Annotated in this window: 22 protein-coding genes and 1 pseudogene; 10 read left to right on the forward strand and 13 right to left on the reverse strand. The window is 67.9% G+C overall.

Features of this window, described 5'->3' with window-relative positions; all coding sequences use genetic code 11:
- The first annotated feature begins 7 nt into the window (after nt 1–7).
- Nucleotides 8–961 (forward strand): DUF2339 domain-containing protein, encoded by a 954-nt coding sequence (locus H9L22_RS15660; protein WP_187720715.1) that lies wholly within the window; start codon nt 8–10, stop codon nt 959–961.
- Here the strand turns inward: H9L22_RS15660 and H9L22_RS15665 are convergent.
- Nucleotides 873–1427: an ATP-grasp domain-containing protein gene (locus tag H9L22_RS15665; RefSeq protein WP_187720716.1), complete on the reverse strand. Its 555-nt coding sequence runs from the start codon at nt 1425–1427 to the stop codon at nt 873–875. The genes H9L22_RS15660 and H9L22_RS15665 overlap by 89 nt on opposite strands.
- A 43-nt stretch (nt 1428–1470) precedes the next feature.
- Here H9L22_RS15665 and H9L22_RS15670 point away from each other — a divergent pair, with 43 nt between their 5' ends.
- Nucleotides 1471–1629, forward strand: a complete 159-nt coding sequence (locus H9L22_RS15670; RefSeq protein ID WP_187720717.1) for a hypothetical protein — start codon at nt 1471–1473, stop codon at nt 1627–1629.
- A 78-nt stretch (nt 1630–1707) separates the two neighbouring features.
- Here H9L22_RS15670 and H9L22_RS15675 read toward each other — a convergent pair whose 3' ends face one another.
- The 3 genes from H9L22_RS15675 to H9L22_RS15685 all read right to left on the reverse strand — a co-directional run bounded on the left by H9L22_RS15675 (nt 1708) and on the right by H9L22_RS15685 (nt 3659).
- Nucleotides 1708–1926 carry a helix-turn-helix domain-containing protein gene (locus H9L22_RS15675; protein WP_187720718.1) on the reverse strand — a complete coding sequence of 73 codons (219 nt, stop codon included), beginning with the start codon at nt 1924–1926 and terminating at the stop codon, nt 1708–1710.
- Nucleotides 1926–2567 carry a DUF2975 domain-containing protein gene (locus H9L22_RS15680; RefSeq protein ID WP_187720719.1) on the reverse strand — a complete coding sequence of 214 codons (642 nt, stop codon included), beginning with the start codon at nt 2565–2567 and terminating at the stop codon, nt 1926–1928. The genes H9L22_RS15675 and H9L22_RS15680 overlap by 1 nt, the downstream gene beginning before the upstream one ends.
- A gap of 489 nt (nt 2568–3056) precedes the next feature.
- The gene (locus tag H9L22_RS15685; protein ID WP_187720720.1) at nt 3057–3659 is read right to left on the reverse strand and encodes an NYN domain-containing protein; all 603 of its coding nucleotides are present in this window, start codon (nt 3657–3659) and stop codon (nt 3057–3059) included.
- A 233-nt stretch (nt 3660–3892) separates the two neighbouring features.
- Here H9L22_RS15685 and H9L22_RS15690 point away from each other — a divergent pair.
- A protein-coding gene (locus tag H9L22_RS15690) for an IS3 family transposase (protein WP_182784986.1) occupies nt 3893–5058 on the forward strand; the annotation gives its coding sequence in 2 pieces (ribosomal slippage) (nt 3893–4139 and nt 4139–5058; 1167 coding nt in all).
- Between the two features lie 166 nt (nt 5059–5224).
- Here the strand turns inward: H9L22_RS15690 and H9L22_RS15695 are convergent.
- Together H9L22_RS15695 and H9L22_RS19875 are read right to left on the reverse strand one after the other, a co-directional pair.
- Nucleotides 5225–5488 carry a hypothetical protein gene (locus H9L22_RS15695; protein WP_187722780.1) on the reverse strand — a complete coding sequence of 88 codons (264 nt, stop codon included), beginning with the start codon at nt 5486–5488 and terminating at the stop codon, nt 5225–5227.
- 41 nt (nt 5489–5529) lie between these two features.
- Nucleotides 5530–5655: a hypothetical protein gene (locus H9L22_RS19875; protein WP_264292488.1), complete on the reverse strand. Its 126-nt coding sequence runs from the start codon at nt 5653–5655 to the stop codon at nt 5530–5532.
- Nucleotides 5656–5961: 306 nt separating this feature from the next.
- Between H9L22_RS19875 and H9L22_RS20625 the strand changes: the two genes are divergently transcribed.
- A complete protein-coding gene (locus tag H9L22_RS20625; protein ID WP_187720721.1) occupies nt 5962–6234 on the forward strand; it encodes a TetR/AcrR family transcriptional regulator in 273 nt (90 codons plus the stop codon).
- Between the two features lie 4 nt (nt 6235–6238).
- Complete coding sequence (locus H9L22_RS15705) at nt 6239–6544, forward strand: hypothetical protein (RefSeq protein ID WP_187720722.1); 306 nt, start codon at nt 6239–6241, stop codon at nt 6542–6544.
- 96 nt (nt 6545–6640) lie between these two features.
- Here H9L22_RS15705 and H9L22_RS15710 read toward each other — a convergent pair whose 3' ends face one another.
- The 5 genes from H9L22_RS15710 to H9L22_RS15730 all read right to left on the reverse strand — a co-directional run bounded on the left by H9L22_RS15710 (nt 6641) and on the right by H9L22_RS15730 (nt 8998).
- Nucleotides 6641–6934, reverse strand: coding sequence for a hypothetical protein (locus H9L22_RS15710; RefSeq protein ID WP_226965918.1), 294 nt, complete (start codon nt 6932–6934; stop codon nt 6641–6643).
- A gap of 4 nt (nt 6935–6938) precedes the next feature.
- Nucleotides 6939–7229 carry a hypothetical protein gene (locus H9L22_RS15715; protein ID WP_187720724.1) on the reverse strand — a complete coding sequence of 97 codons (291 nt, stop codon included), beginning with the start codon at nt 7227–7229 and terminating at the stop codon, nt 6939–6941.
- Between the two features lie 262 nt (nt 7230–7491).
- The gene (gene trhA / locus H9L22_RS15720) at nt 7492–8169 is read right to left on the reverse strand and encodes a PAQR family membrane homeostasis protein TrhA (protein ID WP_187720725.1); all 678 of its coding nucleotides are present in this window, start codon (nt 8167–8169) and stop codon (nt 7492–7494) included.
- Nucleotides 8170–8446: 277 nt separating this feature from the next.
- A complete protein-coding gene (locus H9L22_RS15725; RefSeq protein WP_187720726.1) occupies nt 8447–8761 on the reverse strand; it encodes a type II toxin-antitoxin system PemK/MazF family toxin in 315 nt (104 codons plus the stop codon).
- A gap of 3 nt (nt 8762–8764) precedes the next feature.
- Entirely contained in the window at nt 8765–8998 is a 234-nt protein-coding gene (locus H9L22_RS15730; RefSeq protein WP_187720727.1) for a YlcI/YnfO family protein, read from the reverse strand.
- Between the two features lie 121 nt (nt 8999–9119).
- Between H9L22_RS15730 and H9L22_RS19195 the strand changes: the two are divergent.
- Nucleotides 9120–9665, forward strand: a pseudogene (locus tag H9L22_RS19195) (type I restriction endonuclease); the annotation flags it as partial.
- 74 nt (nt 9666–9739) lie between these two features.
- The gene (locus tag H9L22_RS15735) at nt 9740–12235 is read left to right on the forward strand and encodes a type I restriction endonuclease subunit R (RefSeq protein WP_226965919.1); all 2496 of its coding nucleotides are present in this window, start codon (nt 9740–9742) and stop codon (nt 12233–12235) included.
- 12 nt (nt 12236–12247) lie between these two features.
- Here the strand turns inward: H9L22_RS15735 and H9L22_RS15740 are convergent, their stop codons facing one another.
- Together H9L22_RS15740 and H9L22_RS15745 are read right to left on the reverse strand one after the other, a co-directional pair.
- Entirely contained in the window at nt 12248–13576 is a 1329-nt protein-coding gene (locus H9L22_RS15740) for an MFS transporter (protein ID WP_226965920.1), read from the reverse strand.
- Between the two features lie 111 nt (nt 13577–13687).
- Complete coding sequence (locus tag H9L22_RS15745) at nt 13688–14662, reverse strand: serine hydrolase domain-containing protein (RefSeq protein ID WP_187720728.1); 975 nt, start codon at nt 14660–14662, stop codon at nt 13688–13690.
- 113 nt (nt 14663–14775) lie between these two features.
- Here H9L22_RS15745 and H9L22_RS15750 point away from each other — a divergent pair, with 113 nt between their 5' ends.
- The 3 genes from H9L22_RS15750 to gnpA all read left to right on the forward strand — a co-directional run bounded on the left by H9L22_RS15750 (nt 14776) and on the right by gnpA (nt 19218).
- Nucleotides 14776–15807, forward strand: a complete 1032-nt coding sequence (locus H9L22_RS15750; protein ID WP_187720729.1) for a LacI family DNA-binding transcriptional regulator — start codon at nt 14776–14778, stop codon at nt 15805–15807.
- Nucleotides 15804–16964, forward strand: a complete 1161-nt coding sequence (locus tag H9L22_RS15755) for a glycerate kinase (protein WP_187720730.1) — start codon at nt 15804–15806, stop codon at nt 16962–16964. The genes H9L22_RS15750 and H9L22_RS15755 overlap by 4 nt, the downstream gene beginning before the upstream one ends.
- A gap of 112 nt (nt 16965–17076) precedes the next feature.
- On the forward strand, nt 17077–19218 hold the full coding sequence (gene gnpA, locus H9L22_RS15760; RefSeq protein WP_187720731.1) for a 1,3-beta-galactosyl-N-acetylhexosamine phosphorylase: 2142 nt from the start codon (nt 17077–17079) through the stop codon (nt 19216–19218).
- Nucleotides 19219–19261 lie beyond the last annotated feature (43 nt).

Consider the following 19261-nt stretch of genomic DNA (forward strand, 5'->3'; position numbering starts at 1 on the left):
GCGGGCCATGTCCTGCTCCACGGCCAGGACATCTGGCCCAGCCCCGCAGACCGGCCCCCTGCTGTGGTTCACCGGCCTGGCCGTGATGGCCTACTTGGGTTACGCGTTCGCCCCCCGGCCGGGACGCCGGACCGCCGACCATGCCACCGACTGGTTCGGTGCAGGCGCCCTGCTCGCCGCGGTGCTGGCTTGGTACGGCATCGTCGCCCAGGTCGAGCCGCCGTCGTGGCGAGGTGGCGTGCTGCTGGTACTCGCCGTCGTCCACCTGGTCGCTGCGGTGGGTTGGCGGCGACCGATGCTGGCCGTGGTGGCTGGCCTGGTCAGCGCCGGCGGCCTGGTCTACGCGATGGCTGCCGTGGCGCTGGTGCTCGAGCGCAACGTGGTCAACGTGCCCGACATGGCCACAGAACTCGTGCTCGAGGGCCTGCTGTTGGTGGTCTGGGGTGCAGCCGTCGTGTGGGCCGTGCGCGCTCTGGCGATCAAGGGGGCCGGTGGCGCCGCCCTGGTGGTTGCGGTCGGGGCGACCCTGGCCGGGGTGATGGTGGCCGTCGTTGGACTGGGTGCCATGGTCGGCACCGCCATCGACGACGTCCGCGGGGCGCTGATCGGCGCCCACGCCATCGTCTCGATCGTCTGGATGCTGATCGCCGCCGTCCTGCTCGCCTTCGGACTACGACGAGGACGATCCGCCGACCTCGGCATCAAGGTCGGCCTGGTGGTGGCCGGTCTGGCCGTGCTGAAGCTGTTCCTCTACGACCTGGCAGCCCTGGATGGGCTGTGGCGGGGGATCGCCTTCCTGGTCGTCGGCCTGCTGCTGCTGGCGGTCGGTACCGGCTACGCCAAGGCGCTGGCCCGGGCCAAGGCCGGGCAGGTCAGCGACCAGCCAGGGTCAGCCGATCGTCCTGCACCCACTGCAGCGCCCGCGCCGCCAGGCGTCGTCCACCCTCAGGAACGCCCTTGAAGCCCGGCAAGCTCGACAGCTCGACCACCCACGGCTCACCGCGGTGCTCGATGATGTCGACGCCGTAGGTGTCGATGCCCAGTGCGTCGCCGCAGGCACGCACCACCTGCTCGACGTGGGGTGGCAACTCGACGCGACCCAGCTTGTCGTCCAAGGTCACCGCCGGCCAGATCCGTTCGACACAGAACAGCTCTTCGCCGATCCGATGGATCTTGCGGTCGCGACCGTCGGGCTCGTGGTAGCGCTGAGCCATGATCACGTCACCGCCGTGGTCGATGCCCTCGAGTCGGTCGGCAGTGTGGACGATCTCGATGCCCGCCCCCTGCGACCCACGGTAGGGCTTGATGATCAGCGGGCCGTCGGCGAGCAGGGGGCGAAGCTGGTGGCGTCGAGGGCGGTGTGGGTCTCGGGCACCGGGACGCCGGCCGCCTCGAGCGCCCGGGTGGTGGCGATCTTGTCGCGACACAGTTCGGTGACCTCGTAGGGGTTCCAGGTCGGGATGCCGGCCCGTGGTGCAGCTGGGCCCGCCCGCGCTGCTGGTGACCCGGGCGGTGCTGGCCGTCGTGGCCGAGGGCTACGCGTTCGTCCTGGGCCGCAAGGTCGTGATCGAGGACGAGCCGGTGGCGGGTGGTCGTCCCCTGACGGCTGAGGCACAACCTGCTGGGTGAGGCACAGGCAATTGCCTGTGCCTCACCCAACAAGCTGTGCCTCAGCGCGGGTGGTGCTGGGGAGAGCGTGGGTGGTGGTCACTCGACGACGAACAGGTCACCGGGTTGGCAGTCGAGTGCGTCGCACAGGGCGGTCAGGGTCGAGAAGCGGATCGCCTTGGCCCTCTGGTTCTTCAGGATCGACAGGTTGACCACGGTGACGCCGACTTCCTCGGCCAGGGCGGTCAGGGTCATCTGACGGGCCTCGAGCAGATCGTCCAGCCGACAGACGATGCGGTGGGGTTCCTCGACGGGCATCAGACGAGTCCTTCCACGTCGTTCTCGAGTTCGACACCGCGACCGAAGGCCTCGGCCAGGCCCGCCAGCAGGAAACCCACGCCGGGGATCAGCAGGTCTGAGGCGCTGGAGTTGTTGGCGAACAGCATCACCGTGTCAGGCAGCGCGGTCGAGAGCAGGTGGCCGTGGACCAGTCCCTGCACCGTGAACAGCAGGATGCTTCCGCCGATGATGGTGATCGCGATCAGCCGCATGCGAGTGACGTTGCGCCGGGTGAAGGGACGACCGTCGCGGACGTCGTCCAGCAGCTTCCACAGCAGCCAGACCACGACGGCCATGCAGATCACGAAGAGGATCGCAGGCGCCAGGTTGGCCAGCCAGAGGCCGGCTGAGGCGTCGCTGAACTGGGCGAGCAGGTGGGTGTCGTGCTGCACGGTCACGCCGGGCTTCGCCGTGACGGCCGGGCCCTGGTTGAGGCCGTCGAGCCTCACCGACAGGGGCTTGCCGCTGGCCCAGTCGATGATCGGGCTGACGATGGTGACGATCGCCGAGACGAGGACGAATCCGACGGCGATGATCTTGGTGAGCAGGTAGTCGGCCGCGCCGAACTTCAGCGGGTCCTTCTTGGTCGTGTTGGTCTCCATGTCGAAAAACGATAGCATCGACAATCGTTGTGCACAACGTTTCTCGATAAGTTCTTCGAGATTGGACTGTGTGTCGCCACCCCGGGTCACCGCCGGGTGGCTCCCCCCACAGGGGTGACTTCGGCCTGCGTCAGCCTCCAGACAGTCAGGGATTCGTCAACGAGATCCCGCTGCCAACGCTCCATCGGATGCTGCCCGTCCAGCCGTGGGTGGGTGGGTGGACGCAACGGAGCGCTGCGGGAACAGGCGACCTCGGGTCGAGAGGCTAGTTTCCGCATGGAATCAAGGCATCCGAGAGGATGCCGCCCCGGTCGGAGAGTCGGACGACCCGCTGATCGGGGCGTCGGCGGAACCAAGTAAACGACCTCGAACACGCCTGACGGACAGCGAAGTGGACGCTATGAGAACAGCCCGTGCGCAGGGCTTCAGCGTGAACACGCTGGCGAGGCAGTTCGGGGTTCACCGAGGCACGGTGTGGGCGAAGACACGACCAGCATGACCCGACTGCTACTCGTGGAGCGAGTAGTCGTAGCTGTCGCGCACCGCCCGGAAGTCGCCCTCGTTCAAGTGGTGGCACCAAGGCTGCTGTGTGCCGGGGAAACGGACTCGATGAGCACCCGACCACGAGGCAACCTCGACGTGGCACTGCGGCATCGTCCAGAGCACTTCGACGGCGGGCATCAGGTCGTTGTCGGAGGAAAACAGGATCGCGGTATCCATGTAGCCGGACATGCCCAGGCGGATCATGTCTACCGCAATCGCCACGTCGATGCCTTTCTCCGAGGCTCGGGAGGCGGGGTAGTCGGAAGGGTATTGGAGGTTGCGGCGGATCACGCTGACCTGATCGGAGCGTTCCCACATGGCCGTCTGCCGGTCGTTCGCGGCGGCGGCACCCGGCTGGCGTTCCGGGTTCGGGCGGCCCCTGTAGACGCGAACTTCCATCAGCTCGCTCTCGCGCCGTCGTCGCTCAGTGAGTAGTTCGCCGATCTTGAGCGGGAAGATGTGCCCCTCGCTGGGGTCGGCTCCGAACGGGAGGAACTGGCGGCGTGCCCAGCCGTGGACGTTCTGGTAGTCCATGAAGACCACCACCCGATCCACGGTGTCGTTCATCCGTTCCCTCCGCTGGGTAGAAAAAATCCCCGCCAATCCCAGGAGGACGGCGGGGCGGAATGCTTCTAGTCTACACGATGATACCGACGGTCACTCCGGGGTTCCCTCGTCGAAGTAGTCGCACTGGTCATACTCGCATGTGGCAACATCGCAACGGCCGTCTGAGGTGAGGGATTGTTTCCGGACCAAGAGCCCCCACCGGTAGAATCCGTGGGAGAAATGGAAGGGATCGAATGACCCGGAAGAAGTTCAGCCCGGAATTCAAGGCGGAGGCGGTTCGTGCGGTGATTGAGTCGTCGCGGACTGTTGCCGAGGTCGCGCGTGATCATGGTATCGGCTCGGAAACACTCAGGAATTGGGTGAATGCGTATCGGCGGGACCACCCGGATGAGTTACCGGAGATCAGCGAACCGGAGCGTGCTGAACTGGCACGGTTGCGTAAGGAGGTCCGTGAGTTGAAGGCCGAGCGGGAGTTCCTGGGAAAAGCGGCGGCCTTCTTCGCCAAAGAGTTCCGGTGACCGCGAAGTACGCGTTCATCAACAGCGAAGAAGGCAACTACTCGATCCGGAGCATGTGTCGGTGGGCGAGGGTGTCGAGGGCCGGCTACTACGAGTGGCTCAACCGGCCGGTCTCGGTGACCCAGCGGTGGCGCGACGAGCTCGGCGACATCATCGAGGTCCTGTTCGCCGACTCCGACGCCACCTACGGCTACCGACGGATCCATGCCGCCTTGGTGCGGGCCGGGAGGCCGTGTGACCCGCAGACGGTGCGTGCGATCATGGCCGAGCGTGGCTTGGTGGCTTGTCAGCCGCGCCGCAGCGGGCCCAGGACCACGATCCCGGCTGACGCGAAGGATCTGCCGGATCTGGTCAACAGGGACTTCACCGCCGACGAGCCCGGGCTGAAGCTGGTCGGGGACATCACCTACATCCCGACCTGGCAGGGGTGGGTGTATCTGGCCACCGTGCTGGACTGCTGCACGAAGAAGGTCGTCGGGTACGCGATGGCCGAGCACATGCGAACCGAGCTGGTCACCGACGCCCTGGCCATGGCGATCAGTAATGGCCATATCCGCAGCGGGGAGACGATTTTCCATTCGGATCGCGGGACTCAATACATGTCGGCCGAGTTTGCCGAGTTCACGCGCGCGGCTGGGATTGTTCGGTCGGTCGGACGGACTGGTATCTGCTATGACAATGCGTGGGCGGAGTCGTTCAACGCGACCTTGAAAGTGGAGCGGGTTCATCGGACCGTGTATCCGACTCGGCGGCATGCTATCCGGGATATTGCACGCTACATCGAGTTGCGTTACAATCAGAAACGGTTGCATTCCGCGCTTCAATATCGTACCCCGAACGAAGCAGAGCAGGACTGGTACGAAACCAACAAGGCAGCCTGAAACATGAATATCAAGCGGTCCGGATTTCATCCCGCAGTCCAGTCCTTGTCCTCAAGGCGGAGGGTGAGGTTCCCACACTTCGGACAGCCCCAGTAGTCGCTCCAGTCACTCACAGCGGCAGCCTAACAGGCACCGCGGGACGATGCTGGGTCTGATGCGGTGAGGATCAAGTGAGACCGGCGGCACGTCGCAACTCGTCCTCGTCGTACCCGAAGGTGTAGTCCTCGTCCATCCCATTCGAGAGCCAGATGTCCGCAGCGTCATACACACTCAGCGACTCGGAGCTGTAGCAGTCGTTGCACTGCCCCTCCTCCATCTCATCCTCGTTGACCTCGCAACCACAGGAGTCACAGGTCAGCGTGACCGTCGCGTCGCCGGTGTCATCCGCACGCCCTGTGGATCGGCTGAACAAGCCGCCAAGAAAACCCACGTCTCCTCCTCGATGCCCGAACGGGCGACAGGCCCACCACTCTACTTCTTCTTGTCCTTCTTGAGATTCTCAAGCTTCTCAATGTAGTTGGCCTTCTCCGTGAGGCGCTTCGCCTCCGCCCTGAGTTCCCTCGGAGACTTGTTCTTCGCACCCGGCGTCCGCGGCATGATCACTCCTATCATAGATTAATGATTTTAATATCATACGCTCGGTGACCGCCTGCCGCAACCTACCGTCCGTCTGCCCGCCCCAGCAGGGCTGGGAAGCCAGCCGGTGATCGGGCAGCATACAGCGACACACCCGGTCGCACCCGGTTGTGAGGCCAGCTCCGTTGAGCCGCGCTATCAGCAGAAAATCTGGGGTCTCGCCCCCTTCCATCTGGAGCGGCCACGCGTCTTGCAGATCAAGGTCCGTACTAGTCCGTACGAAATTGGTGACGTGACCGGCGGGGCCGTCGAGTGAGGAGTGCCGGGATGGTGGAGAGGCGGCGTGGGCCGGGGCGTCCGGCGTATGACTCGAAGCAGAAGCTTGTCGCTGCTGCATGCTCTCTGCTCGCAGAGCGAGGGTTCGAGGCGACGAGCCCGCAGATGTTCCAGCAACGCTCCGGGGTCGGCCACGGAAGCATGTATCACCACTTTCCAAGCAGAGGGAAAGAAGGGCTCGCGCTGGACGCGATCAGTCACATGCGGACCAGCACGCTCGCGTTCCTCGACGGCAGCCCGACCACCGTCAAGCTCCGATGTTGAGGAGGTGCGGGCGAGCATCGTGGCGGCGCTGGATCGGCTGTTCGCTCGCAAGGAAGGCCAGGCGCTGGTCCGGCTCCTCGCCGACGCGGTCGCTGGAGCGCTCCCGGCGCTGGCTACCGCGACTCAGGACTGGTGTGATGACATCCATGCCGTGCTCGTCGTGCGTCTGCGTGCTGACGAGCCAGATACAGACCTCGACATCGCGGACGCGGCAGCACGGTTCCTTGCGCCTGAGTTCGACGCTCTGGCGGAGGATCTGTTCACGGCGGCTCTGGGGCGGGGACTGCTCCACCTGGGCACGACGGAGTGAGGGTCGGAATGGTGCAGGCATCGCTGTAGGCCGTGAGGGCACGAACAATGAGTCCCTCTCGCAGTGAAGAAGCTTCCCCCATGCCCGCAGCCTAGATCAGTCGGGGTGCGGGCCGATGGTCACGATGGTGATGTGCCCGGCACCGGGCCCGTAGATCCAGAAGATGCGCCATGCGCCGGGCGTGCGATTCTCGACGTAGGACTCCCACAGGTCCGAGCCGTCCACAGACTTCACTGACTGGTACTTGTGGGAGTTGAGCCCTGGGTGCTTCGGGTTTCGCTCCAAGAGACCCAGGGTTCTGCGAACCTTCTTCAGCTTCACCGAGTAGTTCGGTGAGTCCGCAAGATCCTTCAAGACCTTGGCGGCCTCCGCGGTGAAAGTCAGTTCCACCGGGCTAATCCTCGACATCCTCGTCGGCGTACTGGGCGAAGCTGCCGAGGCTCTCGGTCCCGCCTGCCGCCGCCTCCGCCAAGCCCCGTGCCAGGGACTCGCGCAGCATCTGGTTCTCCCACACGATCAACTCGCGGCGGGGGATCGAGACCAAGGGGGTCAGCAGGATCTGCCCGTCGTCGTTGACCGCTACCGCGTACCGATCGTCCTTGCGAACGCCGGTCTTGGCCATGGGCAGGCGTCCACGCTCGTCAGCGAGTGCTTCGCCGACGCTCTTGAAAACGTCCGTGTTCATGTGAGTCCTTCCCCTCCGCGAGAAATGTAACACTCAACCCGCGGTTGCATTGCCCCGGTGGGGCATTGCCCACGGTACGCCTGTCTGGTGGTGCGTTCAAGTTGGGAAGGATGGTTGTGGACAGCTCGAACCCTGCGGTGTCGGTTTGGTCCGGTAGTGCGCCGACTCGCGGTCACCTTGGAATCACCGGTCTCGTGATGAAACCAGTGTCATGGTTGTCTCCACGTTTTCGCCACGGTTGACCGTCAGCGAAAGTCCCAGGTCACGCGGGTAGCACGTGTAGGTACATCAGGAGGTAGTGCAGGAACGCCGCCACGGCCACGAGCACGTGCCAGATCTCGTGGAAGCCGAAGATCCCGGGCCACGGGTTCGGCCGCTCGATCACGTAGATCACGAAGCCCGCGCTGTACACCAGGCCACCCGCGGCCAGGAGGACGAGCGCCGTCGGCGGCAACGAGACGTCCGCGCCCAGCAGTGCGATGGTCATCCAGCCCAGCGTGATGTAGAGGGTGTTGGTGACGTACTTCGGGACTCGTCGCCACACGGAGCGCAGCACGATCCCCAGGATCGCGACGGCCCACACTGCGCCGAACACCGCCCATCCGTACACGCTGCGGAAGAGAACCAGCACCAGGGGAGTGACCGTGCCGGCGATCAGGGTGAAGACGGAAGCGTAGTCGAGCGTACGTAGCGCCTCGTTGATTCGGGGGCCGCGATCGAGCCCGTGGTGGAGCGTGCTCGCCGCGAAGAGGGTCATGAGGGACAGGCCATAGATGCTGAAGCTGACGATCTTCCACGGGTCTCCCTGCGCGATGGCCTGGGAGACCAGCAGTACCGTCCCGAGGACCGAGAAGCAGAAGGCCACCAGGTGCGAGAGGGTGTTGAACCGCTCGTCGGTCACGTGGACGCTGCCGTCCCTGCTTCTGATAGCGCTGTTCACAAGCCGCCTTCCGCCGTGTGGCCGTGCGTGAGGGGGGTCCCGTCCTGACGCAGTTTACCGGGGCGAAACTGTCGTACCTGCGCCGTAGCGTCGGCGTCAGGAGTCGACACTCAGGTCGGCTCGCGAACGGTAGGAGGTTCTTCGTAGGGTGGAGGATTCTCGGTCGGCGGCCAGGCGCGCGGCGCGTGACAGCGGAGCTCTTCCACCGCACGGGTCGGCCCGTGAAAAGCCGCCGTGCACAATCCTTGAGATGCGTCACGGCTGTGCAAGCCGTTCATCAATCGAGCAACGGGATATCGAGGTCGTAGGCCAGGACGACCGCCCGGGCGAGCTCGGCCTCCTGTGCGTGGGTCAGAAACCCGACGGTGCGCCCGAGTAGCCTGCTCGGAACGGTGACGACGTTGTCGAGGGAGATCACGCCGTCGTGGTCGAGGCCGTTGGCAGGGCCGACCGGGACTTCGCTGGACAGGCCCTTGACGGTGGAGGTGATCGGCGCGATCGTGACTTTCGTCATGGCCGCCCGCGCGGCCTCGCGAGTCAGAACGACTGCTGGCCGTGTCTTGTCGAGCCGGACCAGGCAGATCTCACGCACGGGTCAGTCCTCGACGGTGGTGTGTGCGACGGACCAGTTGACCAGCTCGTCTAGATCGTCAGCGGTGCCCCGCTCGCGGAGGATGACGGCGTCCTGCTCGGCAACCTGGCGGCGCATCTCTCGCTCGACCGCGCGAGCCACCAGCGCTGCTCGGCTGGGAGCGTCGCCGGCCGCCACGGACTTGTCCAGGAAGGCCACCATGTCGTCTGGGAGTCGGATCGCGATCTGCGTGCTCATGTCACCATCATACCGCCCTGGGTCCCATAGTGGGATGCATGCCATCCTTGCTCAACCTGGATAACGGGCGTTCTCGCACGCCGCCTCGGATGCGGACTGACATGCGGGCAGACTAGGGCTCATGCTCGAAGACGACCTCGAACTCCTCGCCCACGACTACCTGGGCGAGCTCGGGTGGCGTCCGGTCCACGGCTCCGATCTCAACGCCCGCCGCGCGTCGGCCACGGATCCGGTGCTCGTCGTCGACTTCCGTGCGGCGCTGGCCCGGCTCAACCCCGCCGTGCCCGCGACGCTGCTGGACCAGGCCGTCACCGAGATCCTTGCCCCGGCGTCGCAGGACGCGGCATCGGAGAACCTGCGCCTGCACGAACTCATGGTCCACGGTTACCGCGGGATCAGCTGGCTGGAGCCCGACGGCACCGAGCTCACGCCCACGCTACGGCTGATCGACCCGGACCCGTCGTCCAACGACTGGCTGGCCGCCCGTCAGGTGATCGTCCGTGACCGCGACGCCCACCGTCGCTTCGACCTGGTGCTCTACTGCAACGGGCTACCCGTGGGCATCGTGGAGCTGAAGAACAGCGGGGACGAGTCCGCCACCGTCGCCACGGCCCACGCCCAACTCGCCACCTATCTGCGCGAGTTCCCCATGGCCTTCCGCGCCTGCGTCCTGACGCTGATCAGTGACGGCGTCGTGGCGAAGTACGGCAACCCGTTCGCGCCGCTCAACCACTACGCCGAGTGGAACGTCGACGACGACGGCCTGCCGCTCGCCGACCAGGCACCCGCCCTGGAATCCCTCCTGGACGGCGTGGCCAACCTCGAGCGCTTCGGCCAACTGATGCGCAACTTCACCGCCTTTGCCGAGGGGAGGAAGGGATCATCAAGCGCACCGCCAAGCCGCACCAATACTTCGCCGTCACCAAGGCTGTCGGCCGCACGGTCCAGGCGGTTGAGAGCGATGGCAAGGCCGGCGTCGTGTGGCACACGCAGGGCTCCGGCAAGTCCCTCGAGATGGAGTTCTACACCAACCTCCTCCTGCGTACCCCGCGGCTGCAGAACCCCACCGTCGTGGTGGTCACCGACCGCACTGAGCTCGACGGCCAACTCTTCGACGGGTTCCTTGCATCCAAGCTGTTCCCCGAGAAGCCAGGGCAGGTCCACACCCGCGAGGCGCTGCGGTCCGCGCTCACCGAGCGCAACAGCGGCGGGATCCTCTTCACCACGCTGCAGAAGTTCGGCCGCACCCTGCAGGAACGCGAGGCGGGCCGCGAGCACCCGCTGCTGTCCGAGCGCCGCAACATCGTGGTGATCGTCGACGAAGCCCACCGCAGCCACTACGACGACCTCGACGGCTACGCCCGCCACCTCGCCGACGCACTCCCCAACGCCACGCTCATCGCGTTCACCGGCACCCCCATCAGCTTCACCGATCGCAACACCCGCGAGGTGTTTGGCGACTACATCGACATCTACGACCTCACCCGCGCGGTCGCCGACGGAGCCACCGTGCCCGTCTACTACGAGCCGCGGCTCGTCACGGTGGGCTTCGACGACGGAGTCACTTCCGAGCAGCTCGACGCCGCTGCCGACGAACTCACCCGCGACCTCGACGAGACCGAACGTGAACAGGTGGAGCGGTCGGTCGCAGTGATCAACTCGATCTACGGCGCGCCGGAGCGGCTCCGCACGCTGGCCGCGGACATCGTCGAGCACTGGGAGAAACGCCGGACGCGCATGTACCCCGACATCGAGGGCCCAGGGAAGGGCCTGATCGTGTGTGCGACGCGCGAGATCGCGGCCAACCTGTACGCGGCGATCGTCGAGCTACGGCCGGACTGGCACTCGGACGCCATCGACGGTGGCCGCGTCAAGGTGGTGTACTCCGGCACCGCTTCGGACCAGCCGCCGATCAGCGACCATGTCCGCCGCGAGTCCGAGAACAAGGTGATCAAGAAGCGCCTCGCCACGGCCGAGGACCCCCTGGAGCTGGTCATCGTCAAGGACATGATTCTCACCGGCTACGACTCCCCGCCGCTGCACACCCTCTACCTCGACCGGCCCCTCAAGGGCGCGCTCCTCATGCAGACCCTCGCGCGCGTCAACCGCACGTTCCGGGGCAAGTCCGCCGGCCTGCTGGTGGCCTACGCCCCGCTCACCGACAACCTCGCCCACGCACTGGCCGAGTACACCCTCACAGACCAGCGGGAACGTCCGATGGGACGCGACGTCGGCGAGGCCGTCGAACTGGCCAGGGCTCTCGTTGACCAGCTCCGAGACCTTGTGAGGCCCGTCGAGTGGCGTGCCAAGCTCGGCACACCCCGCGGCTGGATGGACGCGGCCCGCCTCCTGACGTCCTGGCTGCGGGATCCGCGGAACCCAGGCAACCGCGTCGCGGAGGGGCACGCCACCCTCACGGACAGATACCGGCACCTCACCACGCAACTTGGCCGCGCATGGGCGCTGTCAGCTGGCGCGGACAACCTGGCAGACATCGCCGATGAGGTCCGGTTCTACGTCGAGGTCCGTGCCTGGGTGGCCAAGCTCGACGCTGCCGAGCGAGAGGCCAGCGGGCGGCCGGTCCCCGAGGAGGTGGCGCGGGCGCTGCTGGCCGTCGTCGAAGATTCCACCGATTCGCGTGACGTCATCGACATCTACCAGATGGCCCAGATCACCCCGCCTGACTTCGATCACCTGGCACCGTCTGTGCTGGAAGAGGCGCAGGCGTCGCAGAACCCCCAGCTGGCCATCGAGGCGCTGCGGGCGGCGCTGCTCCTCGAGGCCGCGCGGGTGTCCGGTCGAAACCTGGTGCGTCAGCAGACGTTCGGAGACCGTGTTGCTGACGTCATCAACCGCTACACCAACGGACAGCTGACCTCGGCCGAGGTGCTCCTGGAGCTGTGGCGAACAGCTGAGGAGATTGCGTCGGAGGCTCGACGGGGGGAGCAGTTCGACCCTCCGCTCGGCATCGACGAGTTGGCCGTCTATGACGCGGTGGCTGCGAACGACTCCGCTGTGGAGGTGTTGGGGCAACCCGTGCTGGGACAGATCGCGCGCGAGCTCGTCGAGATGCTGCGACGGGATGCGAAGACGGACTGGACGGTGCGCGACGACGTGCGCGCGTCGATCCGGGCCAAGATCAAGCGGCTGCTGCGGAAGTACAAGTACCCGCCGGACCGCTCGGAGGAGGCGGTGAAGCTGGTGGTGCAGCAGATGGAGGTGCTGTCGCGGGGGTAGGTGTGGCCGCCGTCAGAGCGCCGGAAGCTCCGCCCCCGAGTCGGCGTCCACGTCATCGCCTTCCGGCTCGTCACCGGTCGGCTCGTGGGACGTCACCCAGAACCACCCCACGGCGATCATCCCGATGATGAGCAGGGCCGACGTCAGGTAGAACGGGTAGCTGCGGTCGACCTGTGACAGCGCGCCGGAGATCCAGCCGAACGGCGCCGTCGCCAGCATCACGACCGTGCGCTGGATGGCCATGACGCGCGAACGTTCGTTGGCGTCCACATGCAGCGCGACCAACGACTCCGACAGCATGAACAGCACGCCGGTGCCGAAGGCGTCGAGGAGCAGACAGCCCGCGAGCAGCAGGTAGGTGGATGCCGTGGGGGAATCCGTCGCCGGGATCAGAATGAGCAACACCTGCCCGGCCAGGTAGACCCCGAACCCCCACATGGTGGGCCAGCGCAGCTTGTGCGCGGAGGTCAGCCAGTGGATGACCGTGAAGAACAGCACCAGCGACAGGATCGAGCGGGCCATCGGGAACAGGGGGAGCAGCGCGTCGGGGACGCCGAGCCGCTTGTTGACGACGACCTGCCAGAAGGTGCCGTTGACGAGGGTGACGGCGGAGAAGATCGCGGAGATCAGCAGTGCGAAGAGCGTGCCCCTGGAGTGGACGATCAGGCGCAGCACCGAGCCGTAACCGGCCAGAGCCTTGCGCAGTGGGACGCCGCGGTTCTGCTCGCGCCGGATGACGCCCATCCGCGTCTCGGTTGAGAACTTGTAAAGCACCAGCAGCTTCACGAGCATGAAGAACGCGGCGTTGAGGTAGAGGATGCGGACGGCGGGCACCAGGCCGAACTGCGACACCATCAGCGCGGCGATCGGGGCGAACAGGGCGGACAGGTCGGCGGCGACCTTGATCAGCGAGTACACCTTCGGGATCGTCTTGCGATCGACATCCTCCACGAGGAGGCAGTCCCACGAGTTCTGCGACACCTGCCAGGCGCCGTTGATGACCGCCGCGACGAGGAACCACCAGAAGTTCTGCGCGAACGCCCACACCAGGCACGGGATGACGAACGCGATGAAGTCGGACACCGCGGTGGTCAGGCGACGGCCGAACTTGTCGGTGATCGCGCCTGACAGCAGACCGGCGACCATCTGCGACAGCATCGAGATGGTGGCCAACAGGCCGATCTGGTGATCCTGCAGACCGAGCGCCAGCATGAACACCGACGCGTAGGGCAGCACGAGCGCCATCGAGAGCCCCCACATGGGCTCGGTGTAGACGCAGGCGCGGCCGTTGCCGCGCAGCGTCAGGAGGGTCGACAGGAGGGGGTTACGGACGCGTGCCACGGCAGCAGTCAACCACCCTTGCCTGGGTTTTGGTAATCGATCGACCTAAGCGACTTAGACGTTTCAGTGAACCGGTTTCAGTTCTGTGCCCTGCGAGGGGTTTCTGCCGCCTCAGGAAGCGCAGCTGACGATCAGGTTGTCCAGGGCGTCGAGCTCGAATCCGGGCCGGTCAGGGGTGTTGGTCAGCAGCGTCCAGCAGAGGTCCAGCTCCGGGTGGATCCAGAACTCGGTGCCTGCCCAGCCGGAGTGTCCGAAGACCTGCGGATCGATCAGCCCCTGCCGCCAGTAGCGCAGGTTGAAGGTGACGCCGTACTCGTGGCCGTCCCACGGCGCGAGCCGGTCGAGGCGCGGCACGCCCTGCGTCAGGGGCCGGCGCATCATCTCCAGGGTCGCGGGCCGGACCGCCCGGCCGTCGCCCGCCAGGAGGGAGGACCCGAGCGCCAGCAGATCTTCGGCCCGGGCTATCGCGCCGGCGCCCGGGTGGCGCAGCGCCGCGAAACGGGCGGCGTCGAACCCGGGCAGCGGGACCAGCGGCACGGGATCGGCGGCCTCGTCGAAGGTGAAGTCGGCGCCGACTGCCGCCGACAGATCGGCGAGCTGCTCCTCCCAGCCCCGGCCGACGGCGTCGTCGAGCAGTGCCGTGATGCCGTCGAAGGCCAGCGACGAGTAGGCCATGACGGCACCCGCCGTGAAAGCCCGCCCCGGTGCGAGGAGGTAGGGGCGCAGGGGGCCGGCCGCGTCGAGGGGCGGTTCGATGACGCCGCTGCGGTGGGAGACGAGGTGGCCGAGGCGGACCTCGTCGTCGCGATCGCGGCCGAAGTCGGGCAGAGCCCTGCGCAACGGTGTGTCGAGCGATAGCAGGCCGCGTTCCATGGCGCGGCCGACCAGCAGCCCGACCAGCGGCTTGGTGATGGAGAACAGGCGGAACCGGTCGTCGCTTCGGACCGCGCGGCCGCCCGTGGTGCCGAACGCGCCCAGTTCGACGGTGCCGCTCGAGGTCGCGATGCCGACGACCGCGGTCGGGAACATGCCCGCCGCCGTCCTCTGCTGCACCCAGTCCAGCACCGGTCCGAAGTCCGCGCCCATCGCGCCTCCTGCCTCGAAATGATCGTCCGACGTGATCAGACTGGCAGACCCACGCGGGGAATCCGTTTACCGCGCCGACGAGCGCCGACTTTCCGCAATAGGATTACCGGACCATGACACCACCAGCAGGCAAGCGTTCCGGCGCCGCCACCCTCAACGATGTAGCCCATGCCGCAGGCGTCTCACTGGCGACCGCCTCCCGCGTCCTGAACGGCTCGACCCGGAAAGTCGCCGACGACTACCGCGTCCGCGTCGAGGCGGCCGCGCAGGAACTCGGCTACACCGCCAACCTCTCCGCCCAGGCCACAGCCCGCGGCACATCGGGCACCATCGCCCTCCTGGTCGCCGACATCGCCGACCCGTACTTCGGGCTCGTGGCCTCCGGCGTCGCCCGCGGCGCGGACGAGCAGGGCCTCGTGATGACCATCGCCATCACCGAGCGCGAGGTCGAGCGCGAGGCCAGGCTGCTGCGCACCCTGCGCGGACAGCGGCCCCGCGGCATCATCTTCGCGGCCTCGCGGGGCGCCGAGTCCACGTCCGAGGCGCTCCTGTCCGAACTCACCGCCACGCAGCAGACCGGCAGCCAGATCGTCATGCTGGGCTCCGGGCCCGAGGGGCCGGGGATCCGGTCGGTGACCGTCGACAACCTGGGCGCCAGCCGCAGGCTGGGCGAGAGCCTCGCCGCGCTGGGCTACCGCCGCGCCGTCGCGCTGGCCGGCGAACGCGGGGTGCGCACCTCCGACGAGCGCCTCGCCGGCTTCACCGCCGGGATCGGTGGCGTCGAGCGCGTCCACCGGGGCGGCCTCAGCCGCAACGAGGGCTACCGGCTCGCAGAGGAGGCGCTGGCCGCGGGACTCGAGCCCGGGACCGTGATGTTCGCCGTCACCGACGTCATGGCCATCGGCGCCATGTCGGCGGTGCGCGCGGCCGGCCGCACGGTCGGTGCCGATGTCGCCGTCGCCGGCTTCGACGACATCTCCACCGCCCGCGACGTTACCCCCGCGCTGACGACGGTCAAGGTGCCCGTCGAGGAGGTCGGTTACCGCGCGCTGCAGGCCGCCACCGATCCGGAGTGGGCGCCCGCCGACGACCCCGTCGAGCTGACCGTCCTGCTGCGCGGAAGCACACCCTCGCTCCTGACATGACCACCGTCGTCGTCGCACCGGACAGCTTCAAGCAGTCCCTGGATGCCGCCTCGGTCGCCACGCACCTCGCGGCGGGTTGGAGGCGGGTCAGGCCCGACGACGACGTGCGACCCGTGCCCATGGCCGACGGTGGCGAGGGCACGCTGGAGGCGTTCGCCGTCGCCTTCCCCAGGGCGAGGCGCGTGCCGGTGCGGGTCATGGGCCCGCACGACCTCGCCGTGGAGGCGGAATGGCTCTGGTTGCCCGACGGCACCGCCGTCGTCGAGCTGGCGTCGACCTCGGGGATCGAGCTCCTCGGCGACGAGTTGCGGCCCCTGTCCGCCCACACGCAGGGGTTCGGTGAGGCGATCAGGGCGGCGGTGGAGGCAGGCGTGACACGGCTCATTCTGGGCATCGGATCCAGCGCGTCGACAGACGGCGGGGTTGGCATGCTGCGGGCCCTCGGGGGCCGTTTCCTCACCGCCGACGGGGCCGAGGCGTCGCAGGGCGCGGGCGGCCTGGCGCGGATCGCACAGGTCGACCTCTCGGGGGTGACGGCGCTGCCGGAGACCCTCGTGCTGAGCGACGTCACCAACCCGCTGCTCGGGCCGCGGGGCGCGGCAGCCGTCTTCGGGTCGCAGAAGGGACTGGACCGGGCCGGGCGGGAGCTGGCAGAGGCGGGGCTCGCCCGGCTGGCCGGGCTGATCGGGCTCGACCCCGAGGCGCCGGGGAGCGGCGCCGCCGGCGGGGTCGGCTACGCGCTCCGGGCCCTGGGTGCCAGGGTGACGCCGGGCGCGGAGCGGCTGGGCGACGTGCTCGGCCTGCCGGAGCTCGTGGCCTCCGCGGACGTGGTCATCACGGGGGAGGGCGCGTTCGACGGCCAGTCGTTGGCGGGCAAGGTGCCCGGGTACGTGGTGTCGCTGGCATCTGAGCAGCGCGGCCCTTCGAGACGCCGCTCGTCCCTCGCAGCTCCTCAGGGACCGCCGGCGCTGCTGCTCGCGGCGGGCCGCATCGCCGCCGACGCCGACGTCTCCGCGTTCCGCGCCACCTGCAGCCTGGTCGAACTCGCCGGCTCCCCCGAGGCCGCCATCGCCGGAGCCGGGCGCTGGCTGGAGGAGGCGGGAAGCCGTCTCGCCCTCTCCTACGGCGACTCCGACAGCGCGGGGCCGCGGGGGTGAGAGCCGCGCAGCCGGGCCGGTTCGTGCCCGCGGTGGATCCGGCGGTAACCTGTGTTTCAACGTTTCATCGATGGAGCGAGCCATCACCACACCATCCCTGAGAGGACGACCTATGGGTTCCGGCGGATTCACCATTCCGGGCGAGAGCGGCCACGAGGCCTACACCCTCGCCATGGCCGAGAAGTGGGGCGCGGACGTCGTACGCGACTCCGACGGCACGAAGCTGTCGCCCGAGATCCTCGACGCCGGGCTGGGCGTCTACTCCACCGTCTGCCTGATCCGCGAGGACAACGCCTGGGCCAGGGCGCACCAGGACACGCTGCAGCAGAACTTCCTGATGTCGGAGCCGGTCACCGCCGCCGGAGCCGAGGTCGTCATCGACCCGCTCGCGACGTACTCGCTCGACCAGTTCCGCCTCAACACCTCCGACGGCGTCGAGTTCTGGCAGGTGTTCGACAGGACGACCGGCGAGGAGATCTCCCGCGACGCGTGGAAGCTGGACGGCGACCGCGTCGTCATCACCGGCACGCTTCCCGGCCACCGCTACACCGTCAACTTCCTGGCCACCCGGCTGTGGGAAGAGATCTCGATGTACAACCACGTGACCAACGACTGGGGCGACAAGGAACGCCTCATGTCGGTGGACCCGCGTCACCCGGCGGCGGCCGAGCACCTCGTCGAATGGCTCGAGGCCTGGTGCGTCGCCAACCCGGCCACCACCGTCGTCCGCTTCACGTCGCTGTTCTACAACTTCGCCTGGTTCTGGGGCTCGGAGGCCGACCGGCCGCACCACTACGCCGACTGGGGCTCGTACGACTTCACGGTCTCGCCGCTCGCGCTGCGCCAGTTCACGGAGGCGACAGGCGAGACCATCACGTCGGAGGACTTCGTCAACGCCGGCCGCTACACGTCGACGCACAACCCGCCGTCGGCGATCTACGAGCGCTGGATGGCGTTCGTCGGGGAGTTCGTCCGCGAACTCGGCGCCCGTCTCGTCGACGTCGTGCATCGCCACGGCAAGGCCGCCTACGTGTTCTACGACGACTCGTGGGTGGGCATCGAGCCGTACTCGGGCTCCTTCGAGGAGTTCGGCTTCGACGGCATCATCAAGTCGGTGTTCTCCGCCTACGAGGCGCGGCTGTGCGCCGGGGTGCCCACTCAGACGCACGAGCTGCGGCTGCACCCCTACCTCTTCCCCGTCGACCTCGAGGGCAAGCCGACGTTTGCGCCCGGCTGCCGCCCCGAGGACGACCTGCAGTTCTACTGGACGCGGGTGCGCCGCGGCATGCTGCGGGCCCGGATCGACCGCATCGGGCTCGGGGGCTACCTGTCGCTGACGGAGCCGTTCCCCGCGTTCCAGGACGCCGTGGCCGACATGGCCGACCAGCACCGCGCGATCCGTGACCTGCACCTGGCCGGGGAGCCGGCTGTCGAGCCGGTCACCGTCGGCGTGATCACCAGCTGGGGTGCGCTCCGCACCTGGACGGCGTCCGGGCACCTGCACGAGAACCCCGACCTGGTGTTCAACCATGCGTTGGAGTCGCTGGCCGGGCAGCCGTACCGGGTCGAGTTCCTGCGTCTCGACGACGTCGCCGCGAACGGCGTACCCGCGCGCGTCGACGTCCTGCTGAACGCGGGCCCCGCCGGCACCGCGTGGAGCGGCGGCGACGCCTGGCTGGACCCGGCGCTGCAGGTCGCGGTCCGCACCTTCGTCGCCGCCGGCGGCGGATTCATCGGCATCCAGGACCCCACCGCCGTCCACCACGGGCTCGGGGTGTTCCAGCTTTCCGACGTGCTCGGCGTCGACCGGGACCCGGGCGACCTCGCCCGCGTCATGAAGCGCAGCTTCGCGCTGTCTGACAGCGCCCTGCTCGCTGACGGCGCCGAGGCCCCCGCGCCGCGCGGCACCGGCCTCTTCCTGACCAGGGCCGGTGTCGAGGTGGCGGCCGCCCACGGCGACGCGCCGACGGTGACTGTCGCCGGCTTCGGCGACGGCACCGCCGTCTACCTGGCGAACCTCGACAGCAACAGCGCCGGACAGCGGCGGCTGCTGGCCAACGCCGTCCAGGTGGCGGCGGGCCGCGCCGTGACGCTGCCGCGGGCCGACGACCCGCGCGTCGACGTGACCGTCTTCCCGGCCTCGTCGACGATCGCCGTGGCCAACGCGTCCGGCGATGCGGTGATGGCCTCCCTGCCTGGCCTGGGCGAACTGTCGCTGGAGCCCGGCGAACTGCGTCTCCTGCCCCAGGCGTGACGTCGGGCGGGTCCCCGGGGCAGCCCCCGGGGGCCCGCACGGC

It is taken from the genome of Tessaracoccus defluvii (assembly GCF_014489575.1).
In the GTDB taxonomy this organism is placed as follows: Bacteria; Actinomycetota; Actinomycetes; order Propionibacteriales; family Propionibacteriaceae; genus Arachnia; species Arachnia defluvii.